At 75.7% G+C, this 20,000-nt stretch carries 17 protein-coding genes; 5 read left to right on the top strand and 12 right to left on the bottom strand.

Features of this window, described 5'->3' with window-relative positions; genetic code table 11:
- The first annotated feature begins 118 nt into the window (after positions 1-118).
- A complete protein-coding gene (locus K7640_RS16595; protein ID WP_222955734.1) occupies positions 119-892 on the top strand; it encodes a hypothetical protein in 774 nt (257 codons plus the stop codon).
- Between the two features lie 67 nt (positions 893-959).
- On the opposite strand, the gene K7640_RS16600 is transcribed toward K7640_RS16595, so the two are convergent.
- From K7640_RS16600 to K7640_RS16615, 4 genes are read right to left on the bottom strand one after another with little or no spacing between them, the layout of a single operon-like run.
- A complete protein-coding gene (locus K7640_RS16600) occupies positions 960-4,616 on the bottom strand; it encodes an SCO7613 C-terminal domain-containing membrane protein (RefSeq protein ID WP_222955735.1) in 3,657 nt (1,218 codons plus the stop codon).
- Between the two features lie 48 nt (positions 4,617-4,664).
- The gene (cutA, locus tag K7640_RS16605; protein ID WP_222955736.1) at positions 4,665-4,985 is read right to left on the bottom strand and encodes a divalent-cation tolerance protein CutA; all 321 of its coding nucleotides are present in this window, start codon (positions 4,983-4,985) and stop codon (positions 4,665-4,667) included.
- Positions 4,986-4,994: 9 nt separating this feature from the next.
- Entirely contained in the window at positions 4,995-6,017 is a 1,023-nt protein-coding gene (locus tag K7640_RS16610) for a 1-acyl-sn-glycerol-3-phosphate acyltransferase (RefSeq protein WP_222955737.1), read from the bottom strand.
- Positions 6,017-6,850 (bottom strand): patatin-like phospholipase family protein, encoded by an 834-nt coding sequence (locus K7640_RS16615; protein WP_222955738.1) that lies wholly within the window; start codon positions 6,848-6,850, stop codon positions 6,017-6,019. The genes K7640_RS16610 and K7640_RS16615 overlap by 1 nt, the downstream gene beginning before the upstream one ends.
- 170 nt (positions 6,851-7,020) lie before the next feature.
- Here K7640_RS16615 and K7640_RS16620 point away from each other — a divergent pair, with 170 nt between their 5' ends.
- A complete protein-coding gene (locus tag K7640_RS16620; protein WP_222955739.1) occupies positions 7,021-8,496 on the top strand; it encodes a serine/threonine-protein kinase in 1,476 nt (491 codons plus the stop codon).
- A 50-nt stretch (positions 8,497-8,546) separates the two neighbouring features.
- Here K7640_RS16620 and K7640_RS16625 read toward each other — a convergent pair whose 3' ends face one another.
- The 8 genes from K7640_RS16625 to K7640_RS16660 form a co-directional block, all read right to left on the bottom strand.
- Complete coding sequence (locus K7640_RS16625) at positions 8,547-9,590, bottom strand: glycosyltransferase family 4 protein (protein ID WP_222955803.1); 1,044 nt, start codon at positions 9,588-9,590, stop codon at positions 8,547-8,549.
- A gap of 269 nt (positions 9,591-9,859) precedes the next feature.
- The gene (locus tag K7640_RS16630; RefSeq protein ID WP_222955740.1) at positions 9,860-11,527 is read right to left on the bottom strand and encodes a trypsin-like peptidase domain-containing protein; all 1,668 of its coding nucleotides are present in this window, start codon (positions 11,525-11,527) and stop codon (positions 9,860-9,862) included.
- Positions 11,528-11,589: 62 nt separating this feature from the next.
- Entirely contained in the window at positions 11,590-13,146 is a 1,557-nt protein-coding gene (locus K7640_RS16635; RefSeq protein ID WP_222955741.1) for a HAMP domain-containing sensor histidine kinase, read from the bottom strand.
- Positions 13,143-13,844: a response regulator transcription factor gene (locus K7640_RS16640; protein WP_222955742.1), complete on the bottom strand. Its 702-nt coding sequence runs from the start codon at positions 13,842-13,844 to the stop codon at positions 13,143-13,145. The genes K7640_RS16635 and K7640_RS16640 overlap by 4 nt, the downstream gene beginning before the upstream one ends.
- 86 nt (positions 13,845-13,930) lie before the next feature.
- The gene (locus K7640_RS16645; protein WP_222955743.1) at positions 13,931-14,542 is read right to left on the bottom strand and encodes a PadR family transcriptional regulator; all 612 of its coding nucleotides are present in this window, start codon (positions 14,540-14,542) and stop codon (positions 13,931-13,933) included.
- Positions 14,539-15,372, bottom strand: a complete 834-nt coding sequence (locus K7640_RS16650; protein ID WP_222955744.1) for a DUF4097 family beta strand repeat-containing protein — start codon at positions 15,370-15,372, stop codon at positions 14,539-14,541. Before K7640_RS16650 ends, K7640_RS16645 begins: the two co-directional genes overlap by 4 nt.
- A 113-nt stretch (positions 15,373-15,485) precedes the next feature.
- Complete coding sequence (locus K7640_RS16655) at positions 15,486-16,439, bottom strand: 1-acyl-sn-glycerol-3-phosphate acyltransferase (RefSeq protein ID WP_222955745.1); 954 nt, start codon at positions 16,437-16,439, stop codon at positions 15,486-15,488.
- On the bottom strand, positions 16,436-17,212 hold the full coding sequence (locus tag K7640_RS16660) for a GNAT family N-acetyltransferase (protein ID WP_222955746.1): 777 nt from the start codon (positions 17,210-17,212) through the stop codon (positions 16,436-16,438). Before K7640_RS16660 ends, K7640_RS16655 begins: the two co-directional genes overlap by 4 nt.
- 163 nt (positions 17,213-17,375) lie before the next feature.
- Between K7640_RS16660 and K7640_RS16665 the strand changes: the two genes are divergently transcribed.
- The 3 genes from K7640_RS16665 to K7640_RS16675 all read left to right on the top strand — a co-directional run bounded on the left by K7640_RS16665 (position 17,376) and on the right by K7640_RS16675 (position 19,977).
- Entirely contained in the window at positions 17,376-18,035 is a 660-nt protein-coding gene (locus K7640_RS16665) for a hypothetical protein (RefSeq protein WP_222955747.1), read from the top strand.
- 173 nt (positions 18,036-18,208) lie between these two features.
- Complete coding sequence (locus tag K7640_RS16670) at positions 18,209-19,147, top strand: ATP-binding cassette domain-containing protein (RefSeq protein ID WP_222955748.1); 939 nt, start codon at positions 18,209-18,211, stop codon at positions 19,145-19,147.
- On the top strand, positions 19,144-19,977 hold the full coding sequence (locus tag K7640_RS16675; RefSeq protein ID WP_222955749.1) for an ABC transporter permease subunit: 834 nt from the start codon (positions 19,144-19,146) through the stop codon (positions 19,975-19,977). The genes K7640_RS16670 and K7640_RS16675 overlap by 4 nt, the downstream gene beginning before the upstream one ends.
- Positions 19,978-20,000: the final 23 nt, after the last annotated feature.

The following is a 20,000-nucleotide window of genomic DNA, read 5'->3' on the forward strand; positions in this document are numbered from 1 at the left end:
GCCCGACGGTCGGGTCGCCCCCCGGTGTCGCCTTCGCCCGTTACGCTGACCCGCGGCCCGGTCGGGACGGATGCCCGGCATCGGTCCGGACCCACCCTTCAGGAGGAGACATCCAGGTATGAAGAACCGACGGCTGGCTACCACGGGGGTCGCACTCGTCGCCGCGCTCGCACTCGGTCTCACCGGCTGCGGCAACCAGACCGGAGCGGACACCCCGGCCGCCGGAGGCGCCGACACGCCCGAGGTCACCACGGCCCCGGCGAGCGCCCTCGACAAGCTGACCGCCGCCACGTTGAAGCTCAACGAGGAGAGCATGCGGCTCAAGATCGACTCGTCGTTCCTCAAGTCCACCGGTCTGATGGACCCGAAGTCCAAGACCGCCGACATGACCATGGACATGGGCGGGCAGGGCAAGATCCGCTTCATGATCGTGGGCAACGACGCCTACCTGAAGGTCACCGGGATGTCCGGCTCCGGCCTGCCGGACAAGTGGATGCACATGGACGCCACCAAGCTCGGCCCGGAGTCCCGCACCAGCCTGATGCCCGACGGCGACGCCGGGGGCGCGAAGAAGATGGTCGACGGCATCGTCGAGGTGACCGAGACCGGCACGAACAGCTTCTCCGGCACCCTCGACTACACCAAGGCCAACCCGGGCAAGAAGGAGATCGCGGCGCTCGGCGAGAAGGCCAAGAAGGTGCCCTTCACCGCGAAGGTGGACGACGAGGGCCGGCTGACCCAACTGGTGGTGGACACCAGCGTGCTCCAGCAGTCGCTGGGCAAGCTGACCACCACCTACTCGGACTTCGGCGTCGACGTCAAGGCGGAGAAGCCGGCGGCGAGCGAGACGGCCCCGGCCCCCGAGTCGCTGGTCAAGGCGTTCGGCAACTGACCCGGTAGGCGAGCTGCGGGGCGGTGCCGGCCGACGGCACCGCCCCGCCACGTCCCGCCGGCCGGTCTCAACTCATCCGGCCGACCGCCGACCGCAACCGGACCAGGTCCCGCCGGCGCCGCTCGTAGGTGGCGGCCAGGCCGATCAGCGCCAGCCCGCCGACGGCCAGATAGATCCACCGGGGTAGCAGGTCCCAGCCCCGGCCTAGCTCGTGCAGCGCGAGCAGCGCGAGGGTCGCCCCGCCCAGCAGCGCCGGCGCCTGCCAGCGGCGCACCGCCCCGCCCAGCACGGCGGCCAGCGCGGCCACCCCGAGCAGCAGCCGGCGCCACGGCTGCGGCTCGGCGGCCACCAGCACCGACACCAGGCTGGGCGCCAGCCCGGCGACCAGGCCCGGGCCCAGCGCCAGCCAACTGGTCAACCCCGGCCGGCCGCGCAACGCCACCAGACCGGCGGCGAGCGCCAGCCCGGCGGCCGGCACGGTGTACGCCTCCAGCAGCACCACCCCACCGTCGGCCAGCAGCAGCCAGCAGCCGAGCAGCTCGCTGCCACCCGCGATGCCGGCGAACACCCGCCGCCGGCCGGCCGACTCGCCCCGCCGCAGCACCCGGACCGCGACGGCCGCTCCCCAGAGGACGCAGATCGCCGCGGCGTGCCGGGGCGCGGGGACGGTGAGCAGCAGCGCCACCAGGGCCACCGCCTGGGCCGCCGCCTCCAGGGCCCGCCCCGGCAGGGCGTCCCGCCGGCCGCGCGACGGCGCGACGTACAGCACCGCCACCGCCACCGCCAGCACGGCGAACCCCGCGGTACGCAGCGGCAGCCCACCGGCCAGCGACGCGGTGACCGCGAACCCGGTGGCGGCGGCGACGGCCAGCAGGGCGCCGAGCAGCCGGGCCGCGACGGTACGGGCGACCGCCCCGGCCACCACCGCCGCCACGGTCAGCCCGCCCAGCCCGGCGAGCGTGCCGGCCCGGGCGGGCAGCAGCCCCACCAGACCGGCGACCGTCCACAGCGCACCGACCGGCACCAGCGCCGCCACCCGGTCGACCCGGGGCACCGGCAGCGCGCCGGCCAGCAGGGCGGCCAGGCCGATCAGCAGGGTGACCGCCGGCAGCACCGGCCACGGCGCCCGGGCCGCGGCCAGCAGCAGCGGCAGCGCGGCCGCCAGCAGCGGCACGGCGGCCCACCCTCCCCCGCCGATCAGCGCCGGCACGGTTCCCCGGGCCGAAGCGGTGACCGGGGTCGGGACTGTCGCCGCCGTGGCGCCGGTGCCCGGCGCAGGCGCGGTGGTCGAGACCGGGTCCGGCGCGGTGACCGGGGTTGGGCCGGAGTCGGTGGCCGGACCGGCCGGGCGGGTGAGCGGCCCGATGGCCGCCGCCAGCGCCAGCAGCGCCAACCCGGCCGGCAGCGCCCCGGGCAGCGGCACGCTCTCCGGGGCGCCCGACCACGGCACGGGCGGCGCGCCGTACGGGGTGGCGAGCATGGTGAGCGTGGCCGGCAGGGCGGCGAGCAGGGCCACCCCGGCCAGCACCAGCCCCGGAATCCGCAGCGCCGGCCGGGCGGTCGGACCGGCCACCGCGGCGAGCAGGGCCGCCCCGGCCGCGTACAGCACCAGCGGCTCCCGCCCCGGTACGACCAGCGGGGCGAGGCCGGCCAGCCCGAGGGCGGCGGCGGTCGCCAGCACGGCGTACCGGGTCAGGTCCGGCCAGTGCCGACGGACCAGGAGCAGCGCCCCGGCCAGCACCGCGACGGCGGCGAAACCGGCCCGGGCCTGCCACCACGGGGCGGCCCCGGCGCCGATCAGCGCGACCAGCACCCCGGCCGGTACGGCGAGCAGCGCCGCGGCCAGCGCGCCCCCGGCGAGCAGCCGCTGGACGCCGCCGCCCCGCCGGCCCACCGCCGCCGTCGCCGCCCCGGCGACCAGCACGACGGCCAGGGCGGCCCCGGCACCGGCCGGCGCGGCCAGTCCCACCAGCAGCCCGTGCCCGATCAGTGCCGTCCCGGCCGCGCCGGTCACGCCCACCGTCAACGGTCGGCGGGCCACGGTCACGGCGGCCAGCAGCAGCGCGACGCCGAGCCCGAGGTCACCGGCGACCACCACCGGCCAGGGCACCGCCGCGGCGACCGGCGCCGCGAAGCCGGCCAGCGCCGCGCCGGCGACCAGGGTGGCCGGGCGGCCCGGCCGGGGCAGCAGCGGCGCCACCGCGCCGACGGTCAGCGCCACCAGCACCAGCAGCTGCCAGCCCCAGCCCGGCGCGGGCGTCGCCGGGGCGCCGTGCCACGGTGGCAGGGACCGGGCGACCGCACCGCCGGCGGCCACGACGGCCACCAGCCCGGCGGGCAGCAGCACCGCGCCGGCCACCGCCAGCGCTCCCCCGCGCGGACCGGTACGCAGCCGGGCGGGCAGCAGGCGCACCGCACCGGCCAGTCCCGCCGCCACCACGCCGGCGGCCACGGTGGACAGCCCCGGCCGCAGCTCGACCGCCGGCCGCAGCAACGCCAGCGCCAGCACCGGCACCAGCAGCCCGCCGGCGATCAGCCGGGGCGCCCGGAGCCGGACCTGGACCGCCCCGGCGAGCAGCGCCAGGGCCACCACCAGCAGGGGCGCCCCGGCCAGCAGCGGCGAGCCCAGGGCGCGGCCCACCACCAGGGGCACCAGCGCGAACCCGGCGGCGATCGTCAGCGCCACGCCGTACGCCAGCCCGGCGAGCACCAGCCCGGCCACCGCGGCGGCCGATCCGGGCGACGCCCCGGCGACCGGCCCCCCGCCGGCCGCCGGGCCCCCGATCGGCGCCACCCCGGCCTCCCCCCTCGCGAGGCCGACCCCCCGGCGGCGCAGCGTCACCAGCACGGCGAGGTCGAGCAGCGCCACCCCGACGAACACCACCGCCCAGCCGGTCGCGTCCGGCCGGGCCGGCGCGACCAGCAGCGGCAGCACCGGCTGGACGGTCAGCAGCGCGGCGTACCAGGGCACCACCAGCCGGCTGAGCCGCCCGTAACCGGCGGCGACCACGGTGGCGAACGCGGCCACCGCGCCGGCGTACCGGGCGCCCGGCCAGCCGGCCACCCCGAACAGGTCCACCGTCCACGCGGCGTACCCGTCGAGCAGCACCAGCAGCAGGCCGACGGCGGCGAACGTCTCCGCGGTGCCCCGCAGCCCCCGCCGCGCCGCGACCAGCGGGGCGGCCAGGACCAGGGCGGTGACCGCGGCGAGGATCAACGCCCGGCCGGCCACCCCGACGGCCGCCCAGGCCACCGCCGTGAAGACCACCGCCGCGGTGCCGAGCAGCAGGCCACCGAGGACGAACAGCAGGCCCTGCACCGCCCGGGTCGACGTCTCCGGCCGGCCGGCGGCCGGGCCGACGGGCGGCGCCGGGGCCGCGCCGGCGGGGAGCGCCAGGGCCGGGCCGGCGGGGAGCGCCGGACCGCCGGGCAGGGCCGGGGCGGCGGGCGGCCCGGCCACCGGGACCGGGCCCGACGCGGGCAGCACGGCGCGGACCTGGGCGGCCAGCTCCGCGCGCCGGTGCCGGGCCGCGGCCAGCCGGCCGGCCAGCCCCTGGTACGCCTGCCGGGCCCGCTCCACCTCCGGACCGAGCACGGCGATCTCCCGGTCGAGCCGGATCACCTCGGCGGCGGCCGGGTACGGCGCCAGGCCGCAGCGGGCACAGCCGACGACGAGGTCGGCGGGCGCGCCGCAGCGGGGGCAGGGATAGCCGGTGTTCTCCACCGGGCCATCCTCACGGGAGTGTCAACCCGGCGGACAGAGTGCGCGTACTCAGGGTCGGGTCTGCTCGCGCACCCAGTCCGCGTACGCCGGTGCGCCGCACTCCACCCGGGTCACCAGCACCTCCGGCACCTCGTACGGGTGCCCGGCGCGGACCTGGGCCACCAGGGCGTCCACCCGGTCCGGCGCGGTCTTGAACTGCACCGACCACTCGGTGGTGGTCTCCATCCGGTCCTGCCACCAGTAGGTGCTGTCGACCTGTCCGCCGACCTGGGCGCAGGCGGCCAGCCGGCCGGCGACCGCGGTCGCCGCCAGCACGTCCGCGACCGAGCGCGCGTCCACCACCGTCGTCACCACGCAGATCTGCTCCACGAGCGCACCCTACGCGGCGGTGACGCCGTCCCGGTTGGCCGCGACCCACTCGTCGATCCGGGCCCACCAGTCGTAGAGCCACTCGATGCGCTCCTGCCGGCCGGCCGGGACCTCCTCCGGCGGCACCGACCAGAAGCGCATCACGATCCGCTTGTCCATCGGCAGCTCCCGCCACACGTCGGTGACGGTGAGCATCCGGTCCAGCCCGGTGTGCGCCACGAAGATCACCCCGGCGTCCGGCGCCGCGTCGAGGGCGGCGAGCAGCCCGCCGGGCTGCGGGGCGAGCACGTGTCGCATCCGCTCCGCGCGCCGGGCCATCCGCTCCATGCCGAGCGAGCGCAGCCGGGCGATGGCCCGCAGCCGCCGGCCGGGGGTGAAGTTGCCGCCCTCCGGAAAGATCACGAAGGCGTCGTCGTCGTCCAGCCCGGTGGCCAGGTGGCCGATCTGCCGGACCACCGCGTCCTTGCCGTCCGGGCCGGGCGCGATGAACCGGTTGGGCAACCGGTTGAGCAGCACGTCGATCGCCGGGTCCCACTGCAGGCTCGCCTTCAGCACGATCCGGGGCTCCCGGTGGAACCAGTTGACAAGCGCGTGGATCAGGATGAACGAGTCGCCGGGGCCGGCGTGCCGGCAGAGCACCAGCTCGGGCCGGCCGGGCAGGGCCGTGTCCGGGTCGGTGCCGACCACGTCGATGCTCAGCCGCAACGTCCAGCGGGCCTGCCAGAACAGCACCTTCAGGAACCAGCCGGCGAGCACGTAGTGGGCGCGCTGGAACGCCGGGGAGCGTTTGTACGCGCCGAAGCCGGAGGCGAGCCAGAGCCCGAAGAGCGCGAGCAGCGCCGCCGCGTCCCAGACCAGGTAGACGCAGCCGATCCAGAGCAGCCGCAGCGGGCGCAGCCGGCCGGGCACGAACGGCGAGACGGCCAGGGCCAGCAGCGCCCAGGCGGGCAGCGTGCTGACCAGCAGCACCGCGAGCAGCACCACGGCGGGCGCCACCAGCAGCCGGCGGATCCACCGTGGGGGCAGCGGCATCAGCTCTCCAGCCTGGTCGCCAGGTAGTGCCGGGTGGCGGTGTACGCCCGGCTGATCCGCCGTCCCACGGCGGCCATGTCCCGGTACGCCCACGGGCTGTCGTCGCGCGGCTCCAGCCCGCCGGTGGGCAGGACGTGCACCTCGACGTCCTCGGGCAGCGCCGCCATTTCCCGGGCGAACCGGTGCCGGCGGGCGATCTCGAACGCGACCTGGGCGATCTCCCACGGTCGCCGGGGCGGGGTCAGCTCCCGCTCGATCCGGCCCACCTGGAGGACGAAGATCTGCTTCGCGCCCTGGATCACCGCCTCGCCGATCGGGATCGAGTTGACGATCCCACCGTCGATGAAGTGCTGGCCGCCGATCTCGGTGGGCGGCAGCAGTCCCGGCACGGAGGCGGAGGCGAGCACCGCCGGCACCAGCGGCCCGTGGTGGAACCAGTACTCGGCGGCCCGTTCGATGTTCGCCGCGCAGCACCGGAAGGGCACCTTCAGGTCGGCGAACGTGGTCTCCTCCCCCAGTTCCTTCTCCAGCAGCCGGCGCAGCGGCCGGGGCGAGTGCAGGTGGGTACGCGCGGCGAACCGGCGCAGCTGGCGGGCGACCGAGTCGCCGTACACCTCGCTCGCCTCCGGCGAGGCCCAGAGCCGGACCAGCCGGTCGGTGACCGCCTCGGTCGGGTCGGCGGCGACCAGCGCGCCGTTGACCGCGCCGATCGAGGTGCCGAGCACCATGTCCGGGCGGATCCGGGCGCGGAACAGGGCCCGGAGCATGCCCACCTCGACCGCGCCGAGCACTCCCCCGCCGCCGAGCACGAACGCCACCGGACCGCTCACCATGTCGTTCATCCTGGCACGCCGGGTCCCGTCGGCCCGGCCGGGCGGAGCGCGGTCGCGTCCCGCCACCGGTCCGACGCGGACGGTGGCCGGGAAACCGGACGCCCGTTGACACCCCTGACACATTGTCGCAACCTGGTACGGCTCCCACACCCCAGGCAGGTGCGATCACCATGGCAGCAGCACTGGACGCCGGCAACCTGCTGGCCCGGCGGTACCGGCTGATCGACCAGATCGGCGCCGGTGGCATGTCGGTGATCTGGCGGGCCCGCGACGAGGTGCTGGACCGGGTGGTGGCGCTGAAGGTGCTCGCCCCGTCGCTGGCCGCCGACGCCCGGTTCCGGGACCTGGTGCGGGAGGAGGCCCGGTCCGCCGCGCAGCTGGTCCACCCGCACGTGACGTCGGTGCACGACTACGGGGAGACGTTGGCGCCGGACGGCAGCATCACCGCGTTCGTGGTGATGGAGCTGCTCACCGGCGAGGCCCTGGAACGCCGGCTGACCGAGGGGCCGCTGGCCTGGCCGGCGGCGGTGGAGCTGGGCGCCCAGGTGGCCGAGGCGCTGGCCGCCGCGCACCGGCTGGGCATCGTGCACCGGGACGTCACCCCGGCCAACGTCATGCTCACCTCGGTCGGGGCGAAGGTCCTCGACTTCGGCATCGCCACCCAGATCGGGGCACCGGACGACGACGAGGACGGCGGCACGTTCGGCACCCCGGCGTACGTGGCGCCGGAGCGGCTGGACGGGGTGCCGGCCCAACCGGCCGCCGACGTCTATTCGCTGGGCGTGCTGCTGTACCAGACCCTGACCGGACGGGTGCCGTACCCGGCGGACACCTGGGAACAGCTCGCGGAGGCCCTGCGCCAGGGCGCGCCGGAGCCGCCGGACGTACCCGGGCTGCCACCGGCGGTGGCCGGGGTCTGCGCCCGCTGCCTGGTCCGCGACCCGCACGACCGGCCCACCGCCCGGCAGGTGGCCGCGGCGCTGCGCGACCAGCTCCTGCCGGCCGACCCGCAGGCCGCGACGATGCTGGCCCCGACCATGACCCTGCCGTTGACGCCGCGACCCGCGCCCGGCGCGCCGCCCGCCGACGGGCCGGACCTGCCCCGGCCGCCCGCGCACGGGCCACCGCCGGACGCGCCCCGCCCGGCCGGCCGCCGGTGGGTGCGGCCGGCGCTGGTGGCGGGGGTCGGGCTGGCCGCCGCAGTGGCGCTCGCCGCGCCGGCACTGCGCCCGGAACGGGCCGCGCCCGTGGTGGCGCCGACCGCCGGACCCACGACGACCGCACCCGCACCGGCCGCCACCCCGCCCGCGACCCCCGGGAACCCACCACCGACGACCGGCCCGCCGCCGTCCACCGTGGCGCCGGCGCCCGCGCCGGAACACCTGGTCGAGGTGGCCGCCCGGGTGGAGGGGCTGATCGGCGACGGGGTGAGCACCGGCGCGATCCGCGACGACGTCGGCCTCGACCTGCGCAACGAGCTGCGCAACCTGACCGCCGCTGTGGGCGACGGGCGGACCGATCCGGCCTCCCCGGTGGCGCGGCTGCGCGAGAAGGTCACGGTCCGCCTCCGCGAGGGGGCGATCACCCCGGAGTACGCCCGGCAGCTCGACGCCGCGATCGCCGCCCTCGGCGCCGCCCGCGTCTGACCCGGCCCCGTCGGCGCAACAGCGGCGGGCCGGCGGCGGGCCGGCGGGCGTCAGCGGGTGGTGACCGGCTGCCGGGCCGGCGCGATCAGCGCCTGCCTGCGGTAGATCTCCGCGTAGCCCTCGGCCATCCGCGCGGTGGAGAAGAACTCCGCCACGTGCGCCACGCAGGCCGGCGGTTCGAGCCGGTCCACCGCCCGCAGCGCCGCGGGCAGCTCGTCCGCCGTGGCGCAGATCAGCCCGGTCACGCCGGGGCGGACCACCTCCGGCACGGCGCCCCGGTCCAGCGCCACCACCGGTGTACCGGTCGCCATGGCCTCCACCATCACCATGCCGAAGGGCTCCTCCCACTGGATCGGCATGATCAGGCAACGCGCGTCGAGCAGCAACCGCAGCGTCTGCTGGCGGTCCGCGTTGAGCACCACCTGCACGTCATCGTCCAGCAGCGGCGAGACGACCTGTTCGTAGTAGCGCCGCTCGGCCGGCTCGTTGCACTTGCCGGCCAGGGTCAACGGCAGCCCGGCCGCCCGGCACGCCCGGATCGCCACGTCGGGGCCCTTGTCGGGGCTGAACCGGGCCAGCCAGAGCACCGGCCCGCGGCCCGGGCTCCGCTTGTGCGGGATCTCGCGCACGTCCAGCGCGTTGTGCACGGTGCCGACCCAGGGCAGCCCCGGGTTGGCCCGGCGCTGCGCGTGCGAGATGGCCACCAGGCCCACCCCCGGGTCGGTGTCACTGAGCACGTCGCCGTACTCACCGACCGGGTTGCCGTGCACGGTCGCCACCGTCGGCACCGTACGCCGGGCGGCCACCAGCGGCCCGATGGTGGTGTGGTCGTGCACCACGTCGAAGTCGGCCGGCCCGACCTGCTGCCGGACCCGGGCGAGGTGCGCCAGTTCGGGCAGCGACTCGCCGAGCCGGTCGTACTGGAGCTCGGGCACCGTGGAGACGAAGCCGGCGGGGGTGCCGTGGCGCTCGCCCGCGCCGAACACGGTCACCGCGTGTCCGTGCCCGACCAGCGCCTCCACCAGGCCGGCCACCACCTGTTCGAGCCCGCCGTACCCGGGTGGCGGGACCGTCAGCCAGGGCGGGACGACCATCGCGATCCGCAGCGGCCGTTCGTGGGCATGGTCGGACGGTCGGTGGTGCGCGGCCACGAGTCCTCCCCGGTGGGTGAAGGTGCTCGACGGCGCATTCCCCGCCCGGGTGACGGCAAACGGTTCCCCCCGGCCGGCGCCGGGGGGAGAAAAGCGGGTGGCGGGTGACGAGCCAACCCCCTTGGCCCGTCACCCGCCACCCGGAGGAAAGAGCGACAGCACCAACCCCCTTGGCCCGTCACCCTTCCGCTCCCGAAGGGAAGTCGATGTCGTTATGACGTCTCGGAGAGCGTCACGGTTGCCGTCTGGGACGAACCGTTGCGCTTGAATTCCATCCGTACCTTGTCGCCGACCTTGCCGGCCTGCACCGCACCGACCAGATCGTCCGAATCGTTGACCATCTTGTCGCCGAACTTGGTGATCACGTCGCCGCGCTGGAGTCCGGCCTTCTCGGCCGCGCTGCCCGGGACGACCTCGGCGACGAGCGCCCCGCCGCCCTCGGCCGCGTTGACGCTGACCCCGAGGGACGGGTGGCTGACCTTCTCGCCGCGCTGGAGCTTGCTCGCGACGTCCTTGGCCTTGTTGCTCGGGATGGCGAAGCCGACGCCGATGTTGCCCGTGCTGCCCTGCCCGGCGGTGGCGATCGCGGTGTTGATGCCGATCACCTCGCCCCGGGTGTTGACCAGCGCGCCGCCGGAGTTGCCGGGGTTGATCGGGGCGTCGGTCTGCAACAGGCCGGAGATCGAGCTGGCACCCTGTCGGGGATCCTGCTGCTGGCCGCCCTCGCCGGCCCGGATGGTCCGGTCCCGGGCGCTGAGGATGCCGGCGGTGACCGAACCCTGCAGGCCGAGCGGGCTGCCCAGGGCGAGCACCTGGTCGCCGACCTGCATGGCGTCGCTGTCGCCGAACGTGGCCGCCTTCAGGCCACTGACCCCGCCGGCCTTGACCACGGCCAGATCGGTCTTCGGGTCGGTGCCCACGATCTCGGCGTCGGTGGACTTGCCGTCGGCGAAGATCACCCGGACCTTGTCCCCGGTGGCCGAGGCGACCACGTGGTTGTTGGTGAGCACGAACCCGTCGGCGCTGAGGATCACGCCGGAACCCTCACCGCTGTCCGTCATGATCGAGACGACGCTGTCCTGCACCGCGGCCGCGATCTTCGGCAGGTCGGCGCCGTTGATCACCGGAGCGGCGGTGTAGGTGCGGGTGGTCCCGCCGTCGCCGCCCACGGCGAGCGCGAGCGCGCCACCGGCCACGCCGGAGCCGAACATCAGCGCCAGCACGGCCACCCCGGCGCCGACGAACTTGACCGCCCGCCCGGGCCGGTGCTGCTGCGGACCCTGCGCCCACGGCGGCACCGGTCCGCCCGGGTACGACTGGCCCGGGTACGACTGGCCCGGATAGCCGGGCTGCCCGGCCGGGGCGGGGTGGCCGGGGTGTCCCGCCGCCCAGCCCGACTGCTGCTGCTGCTGCCCGGAATACCAGGGCGAGCCGGGGTAACCGCCGGCGGCCGGCGCCGGCCCGGAGCCGTACGGGGAGCCGGCGTACCCGGACCCGCCGTACGGCCCGGAGGTCGGCGCGGCCGCCGGGTGGCCGGTGGTCGGCGCGGTGGCCGGGAAGCCGGTGGTCGGCGCGGTGGCAGGGAAGCCGGTGCTGGGCGCGTCGCCCGGGGCCGCCGGGTAGTCGGTGGTCGGCGCGTGGCCGGGGAGGGCCGACGTCGGCGCGTCACCCGGAGCGGCCGGGAAGGCCGAGGTCGGCGCGTCGCCGGAGGCGGGCGGGAAGCCCGGGACGGTGGGGGGGTCGACCCGGCCGGCCTCGGTGACCGACGGGTCACCGGGGGCGGTGGAGGAGTCGGCCTGGCCGCGCTCGGCGGCGGGGTGCGACGGCTCGGCGTCGGAGGGGCCCGGCCGGCGCTGCGGGTCGGTCTCGTACTCGCTCATGGATACACCTTCCCCCTCGGCTCTGCGATCCGCCTGGAATCCACCTGAATGTTCGCTGAGGGTCACTCGTTGCCCCGCTCGGCGTCGGGCGCCAGCGGCAGCCGCACCCGGAAGGTGGCGCCGCCGCCCGGGGTCTCCGCCGCCTCCACGGTGCCCCAGTGGGCCGCCACCAGGGCGGCGACGATGGCCAGGCCGAGGCCGGTGCTGGTCACGCCGGCCGCCCGCCGGGTGCGCGCCTTGTCCGCCCGGTAGAACCGTTCGAAGACCCGTTCGGCCTGCTCGGAGGTGAGGCCGGGGCCGGTGTCGGCCACCTCGATCACCGCCAGGTTGCCCGGCTCGGCGCGCAGCCGCAGCACGACCGATGCCTCCGGCGGGGTGTGGGTGAGCGCGTTGGTCATCAGGTTGCCGATCACCTGGCGCAGCCGGGCGTCGTCCCCCCGCACGACCAGCGGGCCGGCGCCGGGCTCGATGTCCAGCTCGATCTGCCGGTCCGGCGCGACCACCCGGGCCGCCTCCACCGCGTCGCCGGCCAGCACCGGCAGCTCCACCGGCGCGAGCGACAGCGGGCGCTCCCGGTCCAGCCGGGCGAGCAGCAGCAGGTCCTCGACGAGCAGCCCCATCCGGGCCGCCTCGTCCTCGATCCGGCGCAGCAGGTCGCCGGTCTGCTCCGGCTCGCGGGCCGCGCCCTGGCGGTACAGCTCGGCGAAGCCGCGGATCGTGGTCAGCGGCGTCCGCAGCTCGTGTGACGCGTCCGCGATGAACTGCCGCATCCGCTCCTCCGACCGGCGGGAGCGGGCCTCGGACGCCTGCGCCGCCACCGCCGCCTCCCGGGCGCCTGCCTCGGCCGACCGCGCGGCGGCCTCCGACGCGGCCCGGGCGGTGAAGGCCGCCTCGATCTGGGTCAGCATCGCGTTCAACGCCCGCGACAGCCGGCCCAGTTCGGAGGTGGCGCACGCCTGCCCCTCCTCCGGGTCGGGCACCCGGCGGCTGAGGTCGCCGCCGGCGATGGCGGCGGCGGTGCGTTCGATCTCCACCAGTGGCTTGAGGCTGGTCCGGACGATCGCCGCGCCGATCGAGGCGAGCAGGATGAGCACCGCGCCGCCGACCAGAAGGTCTATCCAGACCAGCCGCTTGACGGCCAGGTCGATGACGCTCAGGTGCTGCCCCACCGCCAGCACGCTGCCGTCGGGCAGCGGGGCGTACAGCATCCGCCAGCGGGACCGCCCGTCGACGGACCGGACGGTGAAGGGATCCCCCTCCAGCCGGGCGAAGTCCCGCATCTCGGTCGGCAGCCGGGGCAGGTCGTCGGCGCTGAGGTTGGCCTGGTCGTACTCCGGGCCGCGTACCTGGCCCGGCTCGGCGAGCACCACGAGGTAGTCGCTGGGCAGGGTGGCGTTGACCCGCCCTGCCCGCAGCGCGGGCAGCAGGGTCTCGACCGACTGGCTGGTGCCCCGCAGTTCCCCGTCCACCTGACCGACCAGGTACTCCCGCAGGAAGTACGTGGTGAGTGAGCTGATCACCACCAGCGCCGCGGCGACCAGGGCCAGCACCGCGGCGACCAGCTTGACCCGCAGCGGTACGCCCCGCAGTCGCCCCTTGGCCTCCGCGACGACGCTCACGCCGCCGGCTTGCGCAGCACGTACCCCACGCCACGGAGCGTGTGGATCAGCCGGGGCTGGGTGTTGTCGACCTTGCGGCGCAGGTACGAGATGTACGACTCGACGATGTTGTCGTCACCGCGGAAGTCGTAGTTCCACACGTGGTCGAGGATCTGCGCCTTGGACAGCACCCGGTTGGCGTTGAGCATCAGGTAGCGCAGCAGCTTGAACTCGGTCGGCGAGAGCTGCACCCGCTGCCCGGCCCGGTGCACCTCGTGGGTCTCCTCGTCCAGCTCCAGGTCGGCGAAGGTGAGCCGGGACGGGGCCTGCTCGCCGCTGGCCGTGCGGCGCAGCACGGCGCGGATCCGGGCGGTCAGCTCCTCCAGGCTGAACGGCTTGGTGACGTAGTCGTCGCCGCCCAGGGTCAACCCGCGGATCTTGTCGTCGGTGGCGTCCCGGGCGGTCAGGAAGACCACCGGGGTACGCGTGCCGCCCTCGCGAAGCATCCGGATCACCTCGAAGCCGTCGAGGTCGGGCAGCATCACGTCGAGCACGACGAGGTCGGGTCGGTGGTCCTTGGCGGTGCTCAGCGCCGCGCTGCCGCTCGTGGCGGTCGCCACGTCGAAGCCCGCGAAGCGCAGGCTCGCGGAGAGCAGCTCGAGGATGTTGGGGTCGTCCTCGACGACGAGCAGTCGCGCCTCGGTCTGGGTAGCGGCCATGGGCCCATCATCCTTGCCCTCGCTGCACCGGCGCTGGGCGCTTCCTGAAAAGACCCTGTGAGCTGCCCGGCGACCGTCCGCCGAGGTCAGCGCAGCAGCCGGCGCAGCCCGTCCAGCGCCCCGTCGAGCAGCCGGATGGCCGTCCGCAGTTGGCTGTCGGTGAGGCCGCGGGCGCGCACCAGCGCGCTCACCTCGACGGTGAAGGCGGCCAGCTTCTGGTCGAACTCACCCAGCAACGGCGCGTCGGCCGCCGGCTGCGGACGGGGTGCGGCCGGGTGGCTCGGCGGCGTCCAGCCGGCCCGCCGGGTCTGCCGGGTCGCCTCCCGCAGCTCCTGCTTGAGGTCGCGCACCGAGCCGCGCACCTCGTTCTGGATCTCGCCGGCCAGCCCGGAGAGGTCCTCGATCGAGGCGGTGATGTCCGACTCCAGGGCGGTCACCTCGCCGGACCGCTGGTGCAGCTCGGCCCGCCCGGCGTCGGTGATCCGGTAGACCTTGCGCCCACCGGCGGCGGTGTGCTCGACCAGCCCCTCGGCCTCCAGCCGGGCCAGCCGGGGATAAATGGTGCCGGCGCTCGGGGCGTACAGGCCGAGGAAGCGGTCCTCCAGCCGGCGGATCAGCTCGTAGCCGTGCTTGGGCCCGTCATCGAGCAGCTTGAGCAGGTAGAGCCGGAGCCGCCCGTGACTGAACACGGCCGTCACGGCAGCTCCTCGAGGTCCTCGGCGGCCGCCACCGGTCGGGACAGCAGGGCGACGCTGCCGGAGGTGGCGGAGGCCCAGAGCTTACCCGTGCCCGCGCCGAGCACCCCCCGGCTGTCCCGGACGCCGGGGATGCCCGAGCCACCGATCTGCGGGAAGCCGCTGGTGATCCGGCCGGAGGTGGTCATCAGCCGGACCGCGAGGTCGCTGTCCTCCCGGACCCGCACGGTGATGCTGCCGGAGATCGCGGTCAGCCGGATGTCGCTGCCCCGCGGGTTGTCCAGATCGCAGGTGATGGCGCCGGAGACGGTGCTGGCGTTCACCCGCTCGGCCGTGCTGTCGGCGAGGATCACCTCGCCGGAGACGGTGTCCAGGCTGAGGTCGCCGCCGACACCGAGCGCCTCGACCGGCCCGGAGACGATCCGGGCCGAGGTGCTGCCGCGCAGCCCCATCAGGGCGATCCGGCCGGAGGTGACGTCCACCCGGGTCTGGCCGCGCAGCCCGGAGGCGACCAGCGCGCCGTCGACCAGTTCCAGGTCGGCCAGGACGTCGGCGGGGACGGCGATGGAGACGTCGGCGCGGAACCGCCGGCCGAGCTGGCCCAGCCACCAGAGCAGTCCCGGCCACTTCGGGCGGCGGGGGTGGCGGACCGTCAGCCGGCCGTCGCGCAGCTCCACCAGGATCGGCCGGCTGCTGACCCGGGTCAGGTCCACCCGGGCCGGCCCGTCCGTGCCGACCACGTTGAGCTGCCCGCTGATCAGGCTCACGTTCAGCGAGGTGACCGGCTCGTCCAGCGTGATCCGCTGGGGCCCGTCGACCGTCCAGTTGGGCATGGCGCGCCTCCCTCGGCGACGCGCCCCGACGGCGCGTCCGACGGAGCCGAGCATAACGCGATACATCGCGACTCAACAAGACTGTCGCGAGTGGCGGACCGCCTGCCGGTCGGTCAGGCGGCCAGGTCCAGCTCCCCGGTCGACGTGCGGACCCCCGGCACCGTGACCTGCGCGCCCGCCGCCGGCCCCCGCCGCGCCGCCCGGGCCGGCCGCGCGCCGACCAGGTGGACCGCGGACTCCGCCGCGCGGGCGAGCACCCGGCGGTCGGCCCCGGCGACCGGATGCAGCGCCCCCGCGACGGAGACCGACACGGTCAGGTCCGCCGCAGCCAGCACCCGGCGCACCGAGCGCCAGAGGGTCTCCTCGCCCACGAAGGCGGCCAACGCCGAGGGAGCACCGGCGGAGGCGGCAAGCGCCGAGGGAGCGCCGTCGACCGGGTGCCGGTAGCCGATCCGCACCGGCACCACCGGCGCACCGGCGTCGATCGCCGCCTGGAACATCGCCGGCCGGAAGCCGCCGCCCGGACGGCACTCGGCCGGGCCGCCGCACCAGGTCGTACCCTCCGGGAAGACCGCGACCGGGCGACCGGCGCGCAGCGCGGCGGCGACCTGGGCCACGGTGTCGGGCAGCGAGCGGGGCCGGGACCGGTCCACCCAGACCGTGCCCGCCGCCGACGCCAGCGCACCCACCAGCGGCCAGTCCCGCACCTCGCGCTTCGCCACCATCCGCGCCGGCCCCACCGCCAGCAGCGCCAGGATGTCCAGCCAGGAGACGTGGTTGGCCACCAGCAGGGCCGGCCGCCGGGGCAGCCGCCCCGCGCGGACCAGCCGCACGCCGAAGGCGCGCAGGGTGCCGCGCGCCCAGGCCCGCACCGCGGCCGACCGCTCCGGGCCGGGCAGCACCGGCAGCAGGACGGCCAGCACCGTCCCGGCCAGCAGCATCCCGAGTACGGCCAGCAGCCGGCCGGCCCGCCGGACGATCGGGACCGACGGCGCCCGGCCCGGCGCCGGCAGGCAGTCCGGACCGCAGCCCGACGCGGGCCGCCACGGATCGGTCGGCGTGCTCACCGCTGCTCCCCGCCCAGGAAGTGCCGCAGGTAGCGGGGGTTCATCCGGTCCAGTGAGAACAGCACGTAGAAGTCGGCCACGCCGAAGTCCGGGTCGTACGCCGGCTCCCCGCAGACCCAGGCGCCCAGCCGCAGGTAGCCGCGGAGCAGCGGCGGGATCAGCTCGCGGGCCCCGGCGGCGTCGACCGGCTCCCCGCCCCCGGCGGGCGCCTCGGCGAACCACGGCCGGCGGGGGCGGACCCGCAGCGGCGGCGGGGCCAGGTGCTTCTCCCGCGCCCGGGCCCAGACCGCCTCGACCGCCCGGCCGCCGTCGGCCACCGGCACCGAGGCGCAGCCGCCCAGCCAGCGGGAACCCCGCAGGTGCAGGTAGCGGGTGAGACCGGCCCACATCAGGTTGATCACCGCGCCGGAACGGTGGTCGGGGTGCACGCAGGACCGGCCGGTCTCCACCAGGTCGTCGCGGAGCGGGTCGAGCGCGGCGAGGTCGAACTCGCCGTCGGCGTACCGGCGGTCGGTCCGCCCCGGCGGCAGCAGCCGGTACGTGCCGACCACCGCCCCGGTGCGCTCCTCGCGCACGATCAGGTGGTCGCAGTGGGTGTCGAACTCGTCCCGGTCCAGCCCGGCGGGGCCGTCGCCGAGCCGGGCGCCGAGCTCGGTGGCGAACACCTCGTGGCGCAGCCGTTGCGCGGCCGCGACCAGGGTCGGGTCGTCGGCGATCAGGAGGGTGTAACCGCTGGTCGTCAGGGGTGCGCCAGCGACACGCAGAACAGCCATGAACTCTGTGTAAGCCCCGCGGGTTGCCGGCTGCTTGCGCAAGGAAGGGCCCCCTGTTAACGCCTGCGGTAGAGCAGGGGCCCCCGCTTAACACTCCGGCCCGGGGTGCGAGGCTGCCGGGACGGGCCGGCAGCGACGCCGGGCCGGCACCGGGAGGTAACTGATGCTGATCGAGGCCCGTTTCAACGGACCGCCCGGCTCGGGCAACGGCGGCTGGAGCGCCGGGATCATCGCCGCCGGGGCGGGCCTGGCGCACGGGCCCGCCGAGGTCACCCTGCGCCGGCCGCCGCCGCTGGACACCCCGCTCACCCTGGCCGACGGTACGGCGCACGACCCGGACGGCACGGTGGTCGCCCAGGTCGCCCCGGTGCCCGCCTTCCCGGTCGAGGTGCCGCCGGTGGACCGGGCGACGGCCGAGGCCGCCGCGGCGGCGTACCCCGGGCTGGTGGACCACCCCTTTCCCGGCTGCTACGTGTGCGGCCCGGCGCACCCGACGGGGTTGCGGATCTTTCCCGGGCGGCTGCCGGACGGCCGGACGGCGGCCCCGTTGCGGGCCCCGGCGGACGTCGCGCCGGCGACGGTCTGGGCGGCCCTGGACTGCCCCGGCGGCTGGGCGGTGATCGCCCCCGGCCGGCCGTACGTGCTGGGCCGGATCACGGTGGTCGTCGACCGGCTGCCCGAGCCGGGCGACGAGTGCGTCGTGGTGGGCGCGGCGGTCGGTGGGGAGGGCCGCAAGGCGCAGGTCCGCTCCGCCCTGTACGGCCCGGACGGCGCCCTGCTCGGGCACGCGCGCGCCACCTGGATCGCCCTGCCCCCGGCGTGACCCCGTGATCCCGGTTCATCCTCAGGGATGATCCCCTCCGGCCCACGGCGGAGACGGCGGTAGGGATCGCGCCTGATTGACCTGGTTGCGCGGGCTTGCCAGGCTGTGCTGCGGCGCCACCGCAACGGCGTCGTACACCGGCGCGCCTCCGCGCCGCCCACGATGGGAGAAGGATGTCTGACGGGCAGCGAAGCCCCACCACCGGCGACGGCCAGATCGTGGTGACCGGCCTGACCAAGCAGTACAAGAACCTCCGGGCGGTGGACGACCTGTCCTTCACCGTTCAGCCCGGGCGGGTCACCGGCTTCCTCGGGCCGAACGGCGCCGGCAAGACCACCACGCTGCGCATGCTGCTGAACCTGGTCACGCCGACCAGCGGCACGGCCACCGTCGACGGCCAGCGGTACGCGGACCTGACCGAGCCGTTGCGGCACGTCGGCGCGGTGCTCGAGGCGTCCAGCGCGCACAAGGGCCGGACCGGCGTCAACCACCTGCGGGTGGTCTGCGCGGCGGCCGGGCTGCCGAAGCGGCGGGCCGACGAGGTGCTGGACATGGTCGGGCTGACCCCGGCCGCGAAGCGGAAGTTCAAGGGCTACTCGCTGGGCATGAAGCAGCGGCTCGGGATCGCCGCGGCGATGCTCGGCGACCCGCGGGTGCTGATCCTCGACGAGCCGGCGAACGGCCTCGACCCGGAGGGCATCCGGTGGATGCGCGGCTTCCTCAAGGGGCTGGCCGGACAGGGCCGTACGGTGCTGGTCTCCAGCCACCTGCTCTCCGAGATGCAGCTGCTCGCCGACGACGTGGTGATCATCGCGGCCGGCAAGCTGGTCCGGCAGGGACCGGTCGAGCAGGTGATGAGCTCGATGACCCAGGGCGGCCGGGTCCGGGTGCGTACCCCGCAGGCCGAGGAGCTGACCGCGGCGCTGCGCGAGCTGGGCGCCACGGTCACCCCGGACGCGCAGGGTGAGCTGCTGGTCGACGGGGTGGACGCCCCGGCGGTCGGCCGGGCCGCCCTCGCCGCCAAGGTGGAGCTGCACGAACTGACCTCGGAACGGCCCGACCTGGAGCGGGTCTTCCTGGAACTGACGGCCGGAAAGGCGGGCATCCGATGAACCTCGTCCGGTCCGAAATCCTCAAGATCCGTACGACCAACACGTGGTGGCTGTTCGGCCTGGGCACGCTGGTGACCCTGGCGCTGGCCTTCCTGGTCAACGCGGTCAACGCGAACTTCTCGCTGACCGAGGCGCCGCCCACCGACGGGCTGTCGGAGAGCCAGGCCGCCCAGATCGAGGCCAGCGCGAGCGAGCTCTACCAGGCGGCGAACCTGTTCACCTCGGGGCAGTATTTCGGCCTGCTCTTCGTGCTGCTGCTCGGCATCATCGTGGTGACCAACGAGTTCTACCACCAGACCGCGACCACCACCTTCCTCACCACGCCGCACCGGTCGGTGGTGGTGGCGGCGAAGCTGGCCACCGCGGCCCTGTTCGGCGCGCTGTTCTGGCTGGTGACCACGGTGCTGACCGTGCCGGCCACGCTGATCTTCTTCAGCGCCAAGGGCTGGGACGCGCACTTCGGCGACTGGGACATCACCCGGGCCCTCCTGCTCAACCTGCTCGCGTACGTGCTGTGGGGCATCTTCGGGGTCGGCTTCGGCGTGCTGATCCGCAGCCAGATCGGGGCGACCATCACCGCGGTGGTGCTCTACCTGGTCGGCACCACCGCGGCGAACGTGGTCTTCTTCCTGCTCCAGCAGCAGTTCGGCTGGGACTGGATCAGCAGGCTGTCGGTGATCGTGCCGTCCACCGCGTCGCAGCTGATGATCAGCGGCACCGAACTGCCGGGCAACCCGCCGCAGTGGGTGGGCGCGGTCGTCCTGATCACGTACGCGGTGGTGACCGGGGCCATCGGCACGCTGATCATGCGGCGGCGGGACATCGCCTGAGCCGTCCTCGATTCGGCCGGCCG

Origin of the sequence: Micromonospora sp. PLK6-60 (genome assembly GCF_019890675.1) — a bacterium.
Classification (GTDB): domain Bacteria; phylum Actinomycetota; class Actinomycetes; order Mycobacteriales; family Micromonosporaceae; genus Micromonospora.